This is a genomic window from Geodermatophilus sp. SYSU D00705, assembly GCF_054050135.1.
On record NZ_JBJGYT010000018.1, the window covers coordinates 75,043 to 90,710 of the forward strand.

Consider the following 15,668-nt stretch of genomic DNA (forward strand, 5'->3'; position numbering starts at 1 on the left):
AGGCGGGACCGTGGCGGACGGACCGCCGCGACGTGGAGGGGATCTCCACCGTGAGCAACGAGCCCGTCACCGGATGGATACGCCCCGAGTACGACGAGACGGCGGGCGCCCCCGGTCCAGGAGGGGCGCCCGCCGTCTCGGCAGGGAGGCGGACTCGTCGTCCGCCGGCACGAGGACACGGCCGGTGGTCGCGGGCGTCCAGCGTCGCGGTGCCTGCCGGCCCGGCTCCCGTGCCGACCGGACCGGTCGGCTCCGTCGACTCCCGGTCGCCGGTGGCGGACCGGCGGCTCGGTCCCCCGCAGCGCCGTCCGTCGGTGCCGGCGCACCCGGGGGCGCGGGTGGCGGCGGGACGGGGCGTCCCGGTCCGGCGGCGACCCGGTGCCGGCGGCCGGCCGCCCAGCGGTCTGCGCCTCCCTGGAGGGTCCGCGCGCTGCGTCGGTGCGCAGTCGGCGGGAGGTCGAGGCGAGGACCGGTGGAGCGGGACGGCGGTGCCGGCGCAGGTGCTGCGTCGGAGGGGACGACCGGGCGGTGCGGGGTCGGCCAGGAGTACGGAGGACGGGTTCGGGGCGACGGGAGCGGTTCCCGGGGGAACGGGAACCGGCGGCCGGCGGCTGGCAGGCGGTGCGGAGGACGGCGTCCGCGGCGGGGCCGGGGTCGCGCTGGGGGTCAACCGTGCGGCTGTCCCCGGGCCGGTGGCGGCCGCGGGTCACCGCGCGCCCGGGCCGGGCCGGAGGCCCGTGCGCTCCCGGGGCGGTGCCCGGCCGGCGCGGTTCCCGGGGAGGGGGTGGGCCGCGGTGCCGGCACCTGCCGGGCGAGCGGGGGGACCACCGGGACGCGGGGCGGGGCGACCGGCCGGGGAGCCCGGGCCGGAACGAGCGCCGCAGCGGGGGAAGGCGCCACGGGCTGGATCGTGGGCGTGCTGGGCAGCTCGGTGAGGACCACCGGGCCGTCGGCACGCGGAGCGGGGGCCACGGGGCGGCCCCAGGCGAGGTTCGCGCCGCCGGGGCCGGCGCCCCACAGCGCCAGGCGGCGCGTGACGGTGCGCAGCCGGGCCGCCAGGCCGCGGGGGAACGTGCGCAACCGGGCCCCCAGACCCGGGCGCGGCTGCGTCCGGACGGCCGGCTCCGGCGCGACGACCGGCGGCTGGACCACGGGCGGCCGCGGCCGCGGCACCGGCACCGGCCGGGCGGGCGGGAGCGGACGCACCCCACGGGCCGGGCGGGTGCTGCGCGCCTGGCCGGGCCGCAGCACCACGGCGCGTGCCGGGCGGGGACGGCCCCGCAGCGGCAGGTCGTCGGCGCGGTCGAGGACGTCCAGCAGCCCGCTCAGGGTCAGGTCGTCGGGCACGCGCGACGAGCGGAGCACCTGTGCCCGGTCCATCGCCATGCCGTCCTCCTGCAGGTAGTCGCCGCGGCCGGGGAAGGTGCCGCGGACATGCAGAAAGGTAGGGACGACGGCCCGCGCGGACGGCGTTCCGCGACACCTCCTGGAGGGCGCGTGACCGAACCGTTGTGCGGCCTCCCCGGACCGGTCGGTCACCCCTCGCCCGCGGCGGGGTCTTGTCGACAAGCCGTGCCCCGCTGAGCGTGGAAGCCGCTGGTCAGCGCGTCGGTCACCCCGGGACACGCCCGCCGGTCCCGGCGTGTCGGCCCGGCCGGCCCCGCACTCCCCGGCTGACAGGATGGCGCGGTGGCCGACCGCACCCCCCTGGTGATCGACACCGACCCCGGCATCGACGACGCGCTGGCGATCCTGCTGGCGCTGGCCAGCCCGGAGGTGGACCTGCAGCTGGTCACCACGGTGCACGGCAACGTCGACCTCGCGCAGACGACGGACAACGCGCTGCGCGTGCTGCACCTGGCCGGGCGCTGCGACGTCCCGGTGGCCGCCGGCGCCCGGGACTCGCTGGTGTACCGGCAGCCCGAGCGGGCCGGGCACGTGCACGGGACCACCGGCCTGGGCGGGGTGCAGCTGCCGCCCTCGCCGGCGACCGTGGACCCGCGGCCGGCCGTCGTCGCCCTCGCCGAGCTGCTGCTGCGCGCGGAGACGCCGGTGACCGTGGCCGCGATCGGGCCGTGGACCAACATCGCGCTGCTGCTGGCCACCTACCCCCAGGCCGCCGAGCGGATCGGCCGGCTGGTGCTCATGGGCGGCTCCGCGGCGCGCGGCGGCAACGTCACCGCCGCCGCCGAGTTCAACGTGTGGGCCGACCCCGAGGCCGCCCAGCGGGTGCTCGGCTCGGCCGTCCCCACCGTCCTCGTCGGGCTCGACGTCACCCTGCCCACGGTCCTCGACGCCGAGGGGATCGCCCGGTTCGCCGCCGCCGGCCCGGTGGGCGCCACCGCGGCGGCGATCCTGCAGCAGTACGTGGACCACGCCCGCTCGCCGTACGGCACCGCCGGCGTCGTCGTCCACGACGCGCTGGCGCTCGGCGAGGCGATCGTCCCCGGCACGGTGGGCACGGTGCGGCGGGACGTCGTCGTCGACACCACGCTCGGAGCCGGCCGGGGCCAGACGCTGGTCGACCGGCGCCGCGTGTCCGGCTCCCCCACCGCCGTCGAGGTCGCCGAGACCGTGGACAGCCCGGCGGCGGTGGAGTTCCTGGTCGGCCGGCTGGAGGCGCTCAGTCGGGCGGTCGGGTAGCCGGGCCGCCGTACGTGGAGTCGACGATGCCCAGGGCGATGTCGCGCAGCTTGCGGTTGTAACGCTGGGAGGCCTCCCGCAGGACCTCGAAAGCCTGCTCGGCGTCGATGTGGCGCTGCGCCATGAGCACGCCCTTGGCCTGCTCGATGACCGCGCGGGACTCCATCGCCAGCCGCAGGTTGCGGGCCTGCTCACCCAGCCGGTCGTGCGCGTCGGCGTTGGCCACCGCGACGGCCACGGCATCGGCCACCTCGAGTGCGGCGGCCAGCGACTGCGGGCCGGCGAACGCCCCTGGCGCGGACGCGTAGTTGTTCAGCGCCCCGATCGAGTTGCCCTGGTAGGGCAGCGGGATCGACAGCGAGCTGCGGACGCCGATGGCCCGCACGCGGGCCGCGTAGTCCGGCCAGCGCCGCTCGGTGGCCATGTCGTCGACGCGCAGCACCACGCCGCCGCGGCCGGCGTCCATGCACGGCCCGTACCCCTGCTCGTACTGCAGCTCGTCGGCGGCCAGCGCCATCTCCCCGTGGTACGCGGCGGTGAACGCCTTGTCGCCGCGGATCAGGGTGATCGAGGACGACTCCGTACCCGGGATGCTGCGGGCGGCGATGGTGGTGACCTCGCCGAGGACGTCGTCCAGCGCACGGTCGGCCAGGACTACCCGACTCAGGTCGCGCCAGAGCTCCTCCACGGGCGTCAGTCTGCCGCCCCCGGCTGGCCGACGGGAACGCCTCCAGTGGCTCCGGCCCCCCGCCGCTGCAGGACCGCGTTCCTTCGGCCAGGATGGGGGCGGCCGCACGACGACGGCCGGCTGACGCTCAGCACCGGCGGAGGAGGTCCCTTTGGGCCAGGAGACGTGGCCGCAGGCGCCGGTCCCCTCCGTGCCCGGCGACGTCTGGCACTGGCAGCTGGAGACGATGCACGTGGTCTCCCGGGTGCGGTCGGACCTGCGGGCCCGCATCGCGCACCCGTCGGTCTCCTCGTCCTCCACCGAGGACGCCCGCGACGGCCTGCTGCTGGTCTTCGAGGAGCTGGCGTCCAACGCCCTGCGCCACGGCGGCGGCGCGGTCCGCGCCCTGGTGGTGGCCGGCCCGGGGGGCTGGCTGATCGACCTCAGCGACGAGGCACCCGACCGGCCGCCCGTGCCCGCGATCGACCGCGACCCGGCTCTGGGCGGCATGGGCCTGCACCTGGTGGCGCAGCTGTCCAGCGACTACGGCTGGGAGGGCCGCCCGGGCCGCAAGCACGTCTGGGCCCGCCTCCCCAACGGCCGGCAGCCGGTCGAGACCGCGCAGGACCGCGTCCCCGAGCCGCGCGCCCCGGAGATCCCGCGGGACTGAGCGCATCGCGGCCCTCCCGCCGGTGTGTGCACTCTCCGTGGCCTCGACGGCCGTGAGGCCACGATGTGCGCACAGACCGGGCTCAGCGCAGCGGGGCCGCTACTTCCCCGCCCGGGTGACCGCCGCGCAGAAGCGGTCGTGGTCCTCCCGGACCGCCGCCATCGGGGCCAGCACCTCCTCCTGCGCCACCACGTCGACCGCGGCCTCCAGCCGCTGCGTCGCCCGGCGGGCCAGGCGGCGGGCCCGGGCCCCCACCAGCGGCCGGGCCAGCAGCGCCAGCAACGCCCCCGCCAGCAGCCCGCCGACCACCAGCAGCGTCGGCAGCGGCAGCCCCTCCACCCGGGGCAGCGGGACGACGTCGTCCAGCTGGAAGAAGCCCAGGACCACCAGCGCCAGCAGCCACAGCGCGCCGGCCAGCGCCGCCAGCACGAGCAGCCACTGCAGGCCGCCGACGCCCCGCTGCCACAGCGGGGTGCGTTGCGGCCCGAGGTCGGTGCCGGCCACGGCGCGGTCGAGCTCGTCGGCCAGGCGCTCCTCGGAGACCTCGACCGTGCGCCGCAGGTCGTCCCGCCACGCCTGCGGCAGGCCCTCCCCCGCGGACTCGCGTGCCTGCCGCACGGCTCGGGTCACCGCGGCCTTCTGCACCGCGCCCGCGGCGGGCAGCGAGGTGCGCGCCGAGCCCTGCCCCGCGCCGAGGTGCAGCCGGTCGAGCGGGTCGGCGCGCAGCTTGCGGGTCCAGCGCACCAGCGGCCAGCCGGTGGCCGCCGTCCCGCTGCGCCGGACCGAGCGCTCGACGGCGCCGGCCACCGCCGGGACACCCGCCGCGTCGGCGAGGGCCTCGGTGAGCTCCTCGCGGTCCTGCCGGCCGACCCCCGCGCCGCCGCCGTCGCCGCACTGGGCGGAGAGCGCGCCGGCCGCCGAGCGCACGTCGGCGGTGAGCCGGTCGGTCGCCGCCCGGCGGGCAGAGACGCGCGTGGCCAGGTCGGCGCGCAGCTCGCCCAGGCCGGTGCCGGTGCGCGCGGAGACGGCCAGCAGCGGCGTCCCGGCCAGGCCCTCACGGTCGAGGAGGGCCCGCAGGTCGGCCAGGCAGGCACGGGCGGACGCCGGGTCGAGCCGGTCGACCTGGTTGAGGACGACGAGCAGGACGCCGGCGTGCCCGGCCAGCGGCACCAGGTACCGCTCGTGGACGGCGGCGTCGGCGTACTTCTCGGGGTCGAGCACCCACACCAGCACGTCGACGAGCTGCACCAGCCGGTCGACCTCCAGCCGGTGCTCGAGCTTGATGCTGTCGTGGTCGGGGAGGTCGAGCAGCACCAGCCCGTCGAGGGCCGGCTCGGGGGCGTGCCGGTGCCGGCGGGGCACCTCCAGCCAGTCGAGCAGCCGGTCGGCGCCGTCCCCGCCCCAGACCGTGGCGTGCGCGACGCCGGTGGTCGGCCGGCGGACGCCGGGCGTGCTCACCTCGCTGCCCGACAGCGCGTTGAACAGCGTGGACTTGCCGCTGCCGGTGGCCCCGGCCAGCGCGACGACGGTGGCGTCGCCCAGCGCCTCCCGCGCCCCGGCCTTGGCCAGCAGCGCCCGCGCCTGCCCGACCTCGGGCACCTCCAGCCGCTCCTCGGCCACCTCGACGGCCTCGCGCAGGGCCGCCAGCCGGTCGGCCAGCGGCGGCGTCCTCCGGCTCATGCGCCCGCCCGTGCCGCGGTGAGTGCGGCGGCGGCCGCCCGCAACCGCCCGGCGTCGTCCGGACCCGGGGCGACGGCGTCGACCAGCTCGTCGAAGCGGCCCTGCTCGTACCGGAGCAGGGTGTCGGCGCGGGCCTGGAGGTCCTCGCGGGCGCGGGCGGCCAGCGACCGGACGGCGGCGTCCCCGAACACCGCCTCCAGCAGCCGCTGCCCGACCGCCGTCGTCCCGCCGGCGACGGCGACCTCCCCGCCGGTGAGCCCGCCGGTCTGGGCGAAGACGGCGACCATGACGACGGCGCCGGCGCCGTTGACGCCCCAGGACAGGACGCGGGCGCGGGTGCGCTTGCCGGCGCCCTCCTCGCGGACGAGGTCCAGCACGTGGCCCTGCCAGTCGCGGACCTGCGCCGAGGCGGCCTCCGGGAAGTCGTCGGAGACCCGCTCGAGGTCCTCGTCGGCGGCGTCCAGCAGGCCCGGCCCGCCCGGCAGCGCCCTCCAGGCGGTGACCGTGCGCTCGGCGGCGCGGTCGGCCTCGGCCCGCAGCAGCGTCTCCACGCTGGACTCCAGGGCGCCGGTGAGGTCGTCGGCGGGGGTGGCCCGCCCGCTCAGCGCGGCGGTGACCCGGTCGCGCAGCCGGCCGATCGAGCTCTGCAGCGAGCGCATCCACTCGCCGGTGCCGACGAACTCCTGCCAGCGGGCGAGCACCTCGCCGCGCAGCAGGCTGCCGCTGCGCACGCCGTCGTCGACCCCCTCGTAGGCGGCGGTGTAGGCCGCGGCCGCGGCACCCCGCAGGGCGGCGGCGGCCGCCGCCTGCTCCTCCACCGCGGCGGCGATGCCGGCCACCCGCTCCTCCAGGCTGGCCAGCGCGCCGGTGAGGGTCTGGCGGACGACGGCGGCGCGCTGCTCCTGGTCGGCGGCGAGGGCGTGCAGCCACTGCCGCAGCGGCGCCACCTGGTCGTCGGGGAGGAAGCCGTCGACCAGCGGGCGCTCCTCGACGACGAACAGCCGCGCGCCGGCCAGCCCGGCCCGCTGCAGCATCCCCTCGAGGTCGGGCGCGATCTCGGCCGCGGCGCCCGGGGGCACCCGGTCCAGGACGACGGCCAGCGCGGTGCCCCGCTCCTGCGCCGTCCGCAGGAGGTCCCAGGGGACGGCGTCGGCGTAGCGGGCCGCGGTGGTGACGAAGACCCACAGGTCGGCGGCGGCCAGGAGCTGGGCGGCGAGCTCGCGGTTGGACTCCACCACCGAGTCGACGTCCGGCGCGTCCAGCACCGCGAGGCCGGGCGGGACGTCGTCCCGCGGCACCAGCTGCAGGGTGCCGGACCCTCCGGCACCGCCGGTCACGCGGGCCAGTCCGGGGAGCACCCGGTCGCCGGAGAAGGCGGCGGTGTCGGCCCGCGCGCAGACCAGCACGGGCGCGCGGGTGGTGGGCCGGAGTACGCCGGCGGTGGTGACCGGGGCGCCGACCAGGCTGTTGACCAGCGTGGACTTGCCGGCCCCGGTGGAGCCGCCGACGACGGTCAGCAGCGGTGCGTCCAGGTCGCGCAGCCGGGGCAGCAGGTAGTCGTCGACCTGCTCGACGACGCTCCGGGCGGCGCGGCGGGCGCGGTCGGCGGTGGGAGCGGCCAGTCCGAGGGGGGCCGCGGCGACGGCGTCCCGCAGCGCGGCCAGGGCGTCGGGCAGCCGCGAGGGGAGGGTCACCCCCGGGGACTATCCCGGTGAGGCGGTTGTTAGTCGGAGCTCGCCATCGCCGCCTGGCGGGCGCGCTCCTCGCGCAGCGCCTGGAAGACCCGCCGGCGCAGCCGGTCCTGCTCCTTCTCGGGCAGGTCGACGAAGCGCAGGGAGAGGTGCCAGCGGGAGTTGCGGGTGTGCTGGCGCACGACCTCGGCCACGGTGACCAGCGCGCCGCCCTCCAGCTCCAGCGTCATCCCCATGCGGGCGCCGGGCAGCGGCTCGTTGCCGTAGGCCTCCACCACGGCGCGGCACCCGGCCTCGCTGAAGTCCAGGGTCTCGCCGTCGAGGTCCACCCCGTTGACCGCGGCCACGACCGGGAGGGAGACCCGCGCACGCACCGCCGTCCGCCGCTGGGTCTCCTCCGCCGGCGAGGTGACCGCGAGGTGCCAGCGGGGCACCGCGCCGCGCTCGACGGTGGTGACCTCGGCCATCAGGGAGCGGCCGCCCTCCGGGCCCATCCAGAACACCGACACCGGCTCGCCGACCCGCACCACCGTCTGCTCGACGAAGTCGCCGGCCGACGGGCGGACCACCACGGCGGCAGGACCGGTCGACTCCACCCGCGCGCTCACCGACAGGCTGCGCGTGGCCGTGCTGATCTCGGCCTCGCAGTCCTGCATCGGGTGGTCGACGCCGGGGGTGCTCATCGGTCTCCGTTCCGGGTTCTCCGACGTCGCGCGGACGTCGTCAGCAGACCGTAACCGCCGCCGCGCCCGGCGATGCTCAGGTGCGGGGTGTCCCACCCCCGTCGAGGGAGGCCCGCAACCGCTGGCGGACCGCCGGCCAGTCGTCGTCGGTCATGGCGAACTGGACCGTCGTCCGCCAGGTGCCGTCGCGGCGGAGGCGGTGCTTGCGCAGCCGGCCCTCCTCACCGGCACCGAGGGCGGCGATGGCCGCCCGCGACCGCGTGTTGCGCTCGTCGGTGTGCCAGACGACGCGGACCGCGCCCAGGTGCTCGAAGGCGTGGGTCAGCAGGAGCAGCTTGGCCTCGCGGTTCACCCCGCTGCGCTGCGCGCCGGCGGCCAGCCAGGTGTGGCCGATCGCCAGCGCGCGGCGGGCCTCGTCGACGTCGTGGTAGCTGGTGGTGCCGAGGAAGGCGCCGGTGGCCGGGTCGAGCTGGGCGAGGGGCCGCCGGTCGGCCTCCGCGCGGGCGGCGGCGATCTGCGCGGCCGCCTCCGCCCGCGTGGCCGGCCGCGGGATGGTCAGGTGCGCGAAGACGTCGTCGTCGGCGGCCGCCAGCCACCCGTCGGCGTGCTCCTCCGCCAGCGGGACGAGCAGCACCCGCCGTCCGTGCAGGGTGGGGGTCTGCTGCCAGGCGCCGGTCATCCCGGCCATCCTGCCGGGCGGCCTCAGCGGGTGCGGCGGACCCGGGGCCGGGAGCTGCGGCGCACCCGCCGCCAGCGGTTCGGCGTCCGCTCGGCGTCCAGCAGCTCGGTGTCGGCCAGCAGCCGCTCCACCGGGCCGAGGTCCGGGGGCACGAACGGCACCAGCGAGCGTCCCTGTGGCCGGCGCAGCCGCTCCACCGCCTGCAGCAGGGAGCCGCCGCACTCGGCGACCGTCGCGGCGACCGCCTCCGGCGGTACCCCGAGGTGCTCGCCGAGCAGGCGGTCGCGGAAGCCGGTGATCGTCCCGGCGAGCTCGTCGCGCCGCGGGTGGCCGTCGCGGGCCTCGATCGAGAGGTCGCACTCGGTGTCCAGGCCCATGGAGCGGTTGTTGAGGTTCGCCGAGCCGATCCGCAGCAGCCGGTCGTCGACGACGAGCACCTTGGCGTGCACGTAGATCGGCCGCCGTCCGGCGGTGACCGGCACGTACAGCCGGAACCGGCCGTGGACGTCGGCGTCGGCGACCAGCGCCAGGAGCTTGGCGCGGGCGGTGCCCATCGCCTTCTCCTCCAGCCAGCCGTCGGCGCTCTCCGGGTTGACGACGACGAACTCCGGCCCGTCCTCCTCCCGCAGCCGCTCGGCGATCGCCTCGGCGACCCGGCGGTTGGCGAAGTACTGGCTCTCGACGTACACGGTGCGCCGGGCGGCGGCGATCGCGGCCAGCCACAGCAGCTCGATCTCGTGCACGAGGCTCTGCCCGCCGTGCTCGGGACGGGTGCGGGAGATCGCGACGTCGACGTCGGTCAGGAGCGGCTCGACCTCCGGCGGCCAGCACGCCTCGACGTCCGGAACCGGTTCCAGGCTGCGGCCGGTGCCGCTGGCCCAGCGCTCCCGCGCGAGGTCGCCGAGCGCCCGGGCGGCCGGGCCGGACACCAGGCTGGTGACGTCGTGCCACGGGCCGGTCGGGCGGTGGGTGGACGGACGGCGGCGCAGCGGCTGCCGGTCCAGGTGCTCGGGGGTGTCCCACCGGTCGGCGGTGACGTCGATGCCGCCGGCGAAGGCCAGGCAGTCGTCGATGACCACGATCTTCTGGTGGTGCGCGCCGCCGACGGGGTGGTGCGTGTCGACGGTCATCGTCAGCCGCTCGGGGGTGCGCCGGTTGAGCAGGACGATCGGCGCCAGCCCCCGGCCGAGGCCCACGACCATGCCGTAGTCCCACTGCAGCACGCCGATCTCCAGCCGCGGGTTGGCCCGGACGGCGTCCTCCAGCACCCGGCCCAGCTTGTCCGCGCGACGGCCCCCGGTGTGCCGGCGTCCCGACCGGCGGGGGTCCAGGCGGATCCGCGGGTCGAAGTCCCAGCCGATGAACAGCACCCGGCGCTGGGCCCGCAGCACCGCGCCCTTGAGCGCGGCGAAGTAGTCGGCGGCGTCGACGAACACCGCGTGCCGGTCGGCGCGCTCCACCCGCCAGCAGGTCTCGCCGGGGACCAGGAGCTCCTCGGCGAGGACCGGACCCGTCCCGTCGTCCAGCACCCGGTCAGCCGTTGCGGCGCAGGAAGCCGGACACGAACTCCCGCAGGCTGCGCGTGGGCCGCAGCCAGGCGCCGTCGGGCGGGAGCGCGTCGAGGCGGACGCGGTCCAGCGGCTCGACGAAGGCGCCGGGGACGTCCTCGATGTCGATGAACTCGAGCAGGTCCGAGCCGATCGCGTAGCCGGCCACCTCGCTGAAGGCGACGACGACGACCTGGGTGCCGGTGCGGGCCAGCTCCTCCAGCGGCTCGGCGAAGTTGCGCCCGTCGCCGGAGAAGACCACGAGGCGGCGCAGCCGATGGCTGTGCTGCCGGACGGCGATGTGGTCGAGCATGTCCTGGTCGATGTCGTCGTCGGGCTGGGTCTTGGGCCGGGCGAAGACGGCGAACCCGAAGTTGCGCAACGCCTCGACCCAGCGCTGCAGCGAGCCCACGACCGGCGGGATGTTGGCGAAGACGCAGGCCTCGACCTCGGGGGCGTCGGGCGCACCGGGGTCCCCGGCGCCCTCGACGAACCACGCCGCGATCGCGTCGAAGCGCGGCCGGGACGCCGCGGTGGGCCGGGCGCCGATCACCGTCGACAGGGTCATGTCGATGTTCGGCGCGTCCCAGATGAGCAGGTCCAGCGCCGGGCGGGCCCGGCCCTGCGGCTGGGCTTCCTCGGCTGCCGGGTCGCCGGCGAGGTCCAGGTCGGTCACGGGGGCAGTCTGCCCGGTGACCGACAGCACCGCCGACGGGACACCCGCCACGGGCGGCGGCGCGGCGGGGGCCGGTGGTGCGGCGGGGCGCGGCGGTCCGGCGGGGGCCGTGGCCCGGCGACTGCGGCGGCGCAGGCGGGACCCGCCGTCCCCCGCTCCCGGTGCTGCCGACACGGGACCGCTCAGCAGCCCCGGCCCTGCAGGGCGAGGGCGCAGGAGTCACCGCCGGCAGCGCGCACCCGGTCGGCCCAGCGCGGCACCTCACCGGCCGGCATCGGGCGGGCGAGCAGATAGCCCTGGGCCAGGTCGCAGCCGGCCTCACGAACCATCTCCAGGTGCTCGGCGGTCTCGACGCCCTCGGCCACCGACCGGATGCCCAGGGTGCGGGCGAGGGAGACGATCGCGGCGAGCACCGCACCGGTGCCCCCGGCGGCCAGCCGGGCGGCCGCGGTCAGCAGCGAGCGGTCGATCTTCAGCGTCCCGATCGGCAGGGCGAGCAGCTGGGCGAGGGAGGACCAGCCGGTGCCGAAGTCGTCGATGGCCACCCGGACGCCGGAGTTGCGCAGCACCGACAGCTGGTCCTCGGCGCGCGTCGGGTCCTCGGCGACGCTGGTCTCGGTGAGCTCGAGCACCAGCCGCTCGGCCGGCAGCCCGGAGTCGTGCAGCGCCACGCGGACGTCGCGGACCAGCGTCTCGGCGGAGAAGTGCCGGGCGCTGATGTTCACCGACATGCGCAGCCGCAGCCCCTCGGCCTCCCACTGCGCGGCCTGCCGCGTCGTCTCCCCCAGCAGCCAGCGGGTGATCGGGATGAGCTGCCCGGTCTCCTCGGCGACGGAGAGGAAGGCGTCGGGCGACAGCAGGCCGCGGTCGGGGTGCTGCCAGCGCAGCAGCGCCTCCACCCCGTCGACCTCCCCGGTGTCGACCCGGACCACCGGTTGGTAGTGGACGACGAACTGGTCGACCGCGCCGTCGCGGAGCCGGTTGGCCACCTCGAGCCGCCACCGCGCGGCGTCCCGCAGCCCCGGGGAGAACAGGTGGATGCGGTCGCGGCCGGCGCCCTTCGCGGCGTAGGCCGCCGCGTCGGCGTCGCTGAGCAGCTGGTGGGCCTGGCGGGCGCCGGGCTGGGCGGCGGCGACGCCGATGCTGACCGACAGCGGCACGGAGATGCCCGACGCCTGGAACGGGCGGGTGAAGGACGTCTGCAGCCGGAAGGCGAGGGCGGCGGCCTCCGAGGTGTCGCAGTCTCGGGCCAGGACCAGGAACTGGTCGCCGCCGAGCCGGCCCACGCTGTCGCCCGGGCGCACCTGGCCGGCCAGGCGGGCGCCGACCTGCCGCAGCAGCTCGTCGCCGACGGCGTGACCGAGGGAGTCGTTGACCGTCTTGAACCCGTCGAGGTCGAGGAACAGCAGCGCCGCCCGGCCACCCGGCTCGGCCAGCGCCTCGCCGATCAGCGCCAGCAGCCGGGCGCGGTTGGGCAGGCCGGTGAGGTCGTCGTGGCTGGCCTGCCAGGCGAGGGCCTCCTGGGCGCGCACCCGCTCGGTGATGTCGATGTGGGTGACCACGACGCGGCCGGAGTGCTCGACCCGCGCCGCCTGCAGGCGGAACCAGGCGTGGTCGGTGCCCAGCACGTGCGCGTAGTCGCGGGTGAACGGCCGGTCGGCCACGCCGGCGCCGCCGGCGATCAGCTCCCCGATGCCGCGGGTGATCGCCTCGCGGTCCTCCCCCTCGATGCTCTCGGAGAGGACCTCGAGGTAGTCGTCGCCCACCCCGGCGGCCCGGAACCCCGAGCGCCGCACGATCTCCGACGCCGCGCTCCACCGCCGGTTGACCGACACGATCCGGCCACTCTGGTCGAGCAGGACCGTGGGTGAGGGCAGCCCGTCGAGGACGGCGGTCAACTGGACGAGCTCCTGGTCGCGGGCGCTGCGGCGCCGGTGCTCCGCGTCGACGTCCCGGAGGAAGACGGTCAGGCCGGCGGCGCCGGGGAACACGCGGGCCTCGTACCAACGGTTGCGCGGGCGGTAGAAGAACTCGACGGTGCGGGACCTGCCGTCGGCGAGGGCGGCCCGGTAGCGCTCCTCCAGCACGGAGCCGCGCGCCTCGGGGAAGCACTCGAGGGAGTCCTGGCCGACCAGGTCGTGCACCGCGCGGCCGAGCAGCGCGGCGGCGGCGGCGTTCACGTAGGTGAAGCGGCCGTCGGCGTCGAGGCGGTAGACGGCGTCGGGAACCGTCGACAGGGGATCGGCCGAAGCCCCCGCGTGGACGTGTCGGTGCACCCTGCCCGCTTCCTCTTCCCCCTGCGGCCGCCGTGGGCCCCTCTCCTCCAGGGCCACGCCGCCACCCCGTCCCCCGGACGGCGCTGCGGCGCATGACGCACAACCGAGGGTAACCGCACGCATGTAATTCAGGGAGCCGGAACGGCGCCCCGCTCGACGACGCCGGCCAGGGCGGTGCCCGCGGGCAGCGTGCCCAGCACCGGGCTCCAGTCGCCACCGAGGCGGGTGGCGCAGAAGGCGTCGGCGACGGCAGCCGGCGCGTACCGCACGAGCAGCGAGCCCTGCAGACACAGGGCCAGCTGGCCGGCGACCCGGCGGGCACGCACCGGCAGCCCCTCGGCGTCGGTGAGCTCGACCGCGAGCCGGGCCACGGCGGCGTCGAGGCGGCGGTCGGCACCGCGGGCCAGGTCCAGCTCCGCACGGACGGCGGCCAGCGACTCCGACGAGCGGCCCAGGGCCCGGAGGACGTCGAGCGCGATGACGTTGCCCGAGCCCTCCCAGATGGAGTTCAGCGGCGCCTGGCGGTAGAGCCGCGGCAGGCCGGACTCCTCGACGTAGCCGTTGCCGCCCAGCACCTCCAGCGCCTCGGCGACCGCGGTCGGGGTGCGCTTGCAGACCCAGAACTTGGCGGCCGCGCCGGCCAGCCGGAGGAACGCGGACTCCCCCGCGTCGACGGCGGCGGCGAGCCGGACGGCCAGCGCGGTGGCCGCCTCGCTCTCGACGGTGAGGTCGGCCAGCACGTTCTGCATGAGCGGCTGGTCGGCCAGCAGGGCACCGAACGCCCGCCGGTGCCGCGCGTGGTGGATCGCCTGGGTGAGCGCGGCCCGCACCGTGGCGGCCGACCCGAGGACGCAGTCGAGCCGCGTCGTGTTGACCATCTCGATGATCGTGGGGACGCCCCGACCGGGCTCGCCCACCAGCTCCGCCGTCGTCCCCTCGAACTCGACCTCGCTGGAGGCGTTGGAGCGGTCGCCGAGCTTGTCCTTGAGGCGCTGCAGGCGGAAGACGTTGCGGGTGCCGTCGGGGAGGACGCGGGGCACGAGGAAGCACGAGACGCCCTCGGGGAGCTGGGCGAGGACCAGGAACAGGTCGCTCATCGGGGCGCTGGTGAACCACTTGTGGCCGGTCAGGGCGTACGTCCCGTCCGCGTTCGGGACGGCGCGGGTGGTGTTGGCGCGGACGTCGGAGCCGCCCTGCTTCTCGGTCATCCCCATGCCGGCGACCAGGCCCCGCTTGGCCGTCGGTTCGGTCAGCCCGAACTCGTAGGCCGGCGCGGTCAGCCCGGGCTCGAACCGGGCCGCGAGGTCCGGCGCGGCCCGCAGCGCCGGGACGACGGCGTAGGTCATCGTCACCGGGCAGGCGTGGCCCATCTCGACCTGCGTCCAGCCGAGGTAGCCGACGGCACGGCGGACGTGCGCGTGCGGGTCGGGGCGTTCCCGGTGCCACGGTGCGCCGGCGAGGCCGTGCTCGAACGCCGTGCGCATGAGCTCGTGCCAGGCCGGGTGGAACTCGACCTCGTCGACCCGGTGGCCGTAGCGGTCGTGGGTCCTGAGGCGGGGCGGGTTCTCGTCGGCCAGCCGGCCCCACTCCTGCGCCTGCTCGCTGCCGGCCAGCGCGCCGAGGGCCTTGAGCGAGTCGAGCGCGGACTGGTCGGCGTGCCGCAGGCAGGCCTCGGTCAACGCGGCGTCCCCTGCGATCGGGTCGTGCCCGACCAGCGGGGGGACCTGGTTGGTGACCTCGTGCGTGACACCCATGGGCGGACCGTACGACGGCCCGGTTCCACGTGGAACGCGGCGGGCCCGCGGTGCGCCGCTCGCGAGGAGGGACCCGGGCCGCACCGGGAGGCGGGCGCCATGGCGGCCGGGCGGGGCGGGACGCCGTGGCGGCCGCGCCGAGGCACCGTCGCGGGAGCCGGTCGCTGCAACGACTGCCCGGAAGGCTGAGCAGACGCGGTGGACAAGACTCCCGACCGATCTGTGGACAGGCCGCTGAGCTGGGGATTCGGGTGGTTTGCGCCTCCTCGCCGGGATAGATTTCGAACACGTGATCGAAGGTGGCGGGAGGCGTCGTGGACGGCTTGCCCTCGGTGCTCGACGCCGTGGTCGGTGAGGAGCTGGCGCCGCTGGGCGCGGCGGAGTTGCTGGACCGGCTGCGCGGGCTGCTGGCCGCGTCGAACCGGCTGGCGGCGGAGGTCGCCCGCACCGTGCGGGAGTGCGAGGTGACCGGGGCGGCGGAGCACGACGGGCTGAAGAGCATGCAGTCGTGGCTGCGCGGGCACGGGCGGCTGTCGCCGGCCGAGGCCGGGCGGGTGGTGCGCAACGGCCGCGCCCTGGTCCAGCTGCCGGCGGTGGCCGCGGCGTGCGCCGACGGGCACGTCACGCCCGAGCAGGTCGCCGTCATCGCCCCGATCACCAAGGACGACCGGCTGGCCGCCGCCGTCGAGCAGGGCGTGGACC

At 77.0% G+C, this 15,668-nt stretch carries 13 protein-coding genes; 3 read left to right on the top strand and 10 right to left on the bottom strand.

What is annotated here, in order from left to right; all coding sequences use genetic code 11:
* Positions 1–666: 666 nt before the first annotated feature.
* Positions 667–1,386 (bottom strand): hypothetical protein, encoded by a 720-nt coding sequence (locus tag ACI78Q_RS15255; protein WP_456924250.1) that lies wholly within the window; start codon positions 1,384–1,386, stop codon positions 667–669.
* A gap of 303 nt (positions 1,387–1,689) precedes the next feature.
* Here ACI78Q_RS15255 and ACI78Q_RS15260 point away from each other — a divergent pair, with 303 nt between their 5' ends.
* Complete coding sequence (locus ACI78Q_RS15260) at positions 1,690–2,643, top strand: nucleoside hydrolase (RefSeq protein ID WP_456924251.1); 954 nt, start codon at positions 1,690–1,692, stop codon at positions 2,641–2,643.
* Here the strand turns inward: ACI78Q_RS15260 and ACI78Q_RS15265 are convergent.
* Complete coding sequence (locus ACI78Q_RS15265) at positions 2,624–3,331, bottom strand: GAF and ANTAR domain-containing protein (RefSeq protein ID WP_456924252.1); 708 nt, start codon at positions 3,329–3,331, stop codon at positions 2,624–2,626. The two genes, ACI78Q_RS15260 and ACI78Q_RS15265, sit on opposite strands and share 20 nt — an antisense overlap.
* A 151-nt stretch (positions 3,332–3,482) precedes the next feature.
* On the opposite strand from ACI78Q_RS15265, the gene ACI78Q_RS15270 reads away from it, so the two are divergent.
* A complete protein-coding gene (locus ACI78Q_RS15270) occupies positions 3,483–3,980 on the top strand; it encodes an ATP-binding protein (RefSeq protein WP_456924253.1) in 498 nt (165 codons plus the stop codon).
* 99 nt (positions 3,981–4,079) lie between these two features.
* Here the strand turns inward: ACI78Q_RS15270 and ACI78Q_RS15275 are convergent, their stop codons facing one another.
* The 8 genes from ACI78Q_RS15275 to ACI78Q_RS15310 form a co-directional block, all read right to left on the bottom strand.
* Positions 4,080–5,660 (bottom strand): GTPase, encoded by a 1,581-nt coding sequence (locus tag ACI78Q_RS15275; protein WP_456924254.1) that lies wholly within the window; start codon positions 5,658–5,660, stop codon positions 4,080–4,082.
* Positions 5,657–7,354 (bottom strand): ABC transporter, encoded by a 1,698-nt coding sequence (locus ACI78Q_RS15280; protein WP_456924255.1) that lies wholly within the window; start codon positions 7,352–7,354, stop codon positions 5,657–5,659. The genes ACI78Q_RS15275 and ACI78Q_RS15280 overlap by 4 nt, the downstream gene beginning before the upstream one ends.
* A gap of 29 nt (positions 7,355–7,383) precedes the next feature.
* A complete protein-coding gene (locus ACI78Q_RS15285) occupies positions 7,384–8,034 on the bottom strand; it encodes a flagellar brake protein (protein ID WP_456924256.1) in 651 nt (216 codons plus the stop codon).
* Positions 8,035–8,110: 76 nt separating this feature from the next.
* Entirely contained in the window at positions 8,111–8,713 is a 603-nt protein-coding gene (locus ACI78Q_RS15290; RefSeq protein WP_456924257.1) for a GNAT family N-acetyltransferase, read from the bottom strand.
* Between the two features lie 23 nt (positions 8,714–8,736).
* Positions 8,737–10,242 (bottom strand): phospholipase D-like domain-containing protein, encoded by a 1,506-nt coding sequence (locus ACI78Q_RS15295; RefSeq protein ID WP_456924258.1) that lies wholly within the window; start codon positions 10,240–10,242, stop codon positions 8,737–8,739.
* Between the two features lie 4 nt (positions 10,243–10,246).
* Positions 10,247–10,936 carry an NYN domain-containing protein gene (locus ACI78Q_RS15300; protein WP_456924259.1) on the bottom strand — a complete coding sequence of 230 codons (690 nt, stop codon included), beginning with the start codon at positions 10,934–10,936 and terminating at the stop codon, positions 10,247–10,249.
* A gap of 182 nt (positions 10,937–11,118) precedes the next feature.
* Positions 11,119–13,212 carry a putative bifunctional diguanylate cyclase/phosphodiesterase gene (locus tag ACI78Q_RS15305; RefSeq protein ID WP_456924260.1) on the bottom strand — a complete coding sequence of 698 codons (2,094 nt, stop codon included), beginning with the start codon at positions 13,210–13,212 and terminating at the stop codon, positions 11,119–11,121.
* Positions 13,213–13,340: 128 nt separating this feature from the next.
* Positions 13,341–14,966 (bottom strand): acyl-CoA dehydrogenase family protein, encoded by a 1,626-nt coding sequence (locus ACI78Q_RS15310; protein WP_456924261.1) that lies wholly within the window; start codon positions 14,964–14,966, stop codon positions 13,341–13,343.
* Between the two features lie 314 nt (positions 14,967–15,280).
* Between ACI78Q_RS15310 and ACI78Q_RS15315 the strand changes: the two genes are divergently transcribed.
* Positions 15,281–15,668 (top strand): DUF222 domain-containing protein (locus ACI78Q_RS15315; RefSeq protein ID WP_456924262.1); only part of this gene is annotated, 388 nt, incomplete at its 3' end.

Bases quoted from the DNA above. Each gene is read 5' to 3' on its own strand.
- ACI78Q_RS15255 (WP_456924250.1), bottom strand. From the start codon at position 1,386: ATGGCGATGGACCGGGCACAGGTGCTCCGCTCGTCGCGCGTGCCCGAC.
- ACI78Q_RS15275 (WP_456924254.1), bottom strand. From the start codon at position 5,660: ATGAGCCGGAGGACGCCGCCGCTGGCCGACCGGCTGGCGGCCCTGCGC.
- ACI78Q_RS15285 (WP_456924256.1), bottom strand. From the start codon at position 8,034: ATGAGCACCCCCGGCGTCGACCACCCGATGCAGGACTGCGAGGCCGAG.
- ACI78Q_RS15290 (WP_456924257.1), bottom strand. From the start codon at position 8,713: ATGACCGGCGCCTGGCAGCAGACCCCCACCCTGCACGGACGGCGGGTG.
- ACI78Q_RS15310 (WP_456924261.1), bottom strand. From the start codon at position 14,966: ATGGGTGTCACGCACGAGGTCACCAACCAGGTCCCCCCGCTGGTCGGG.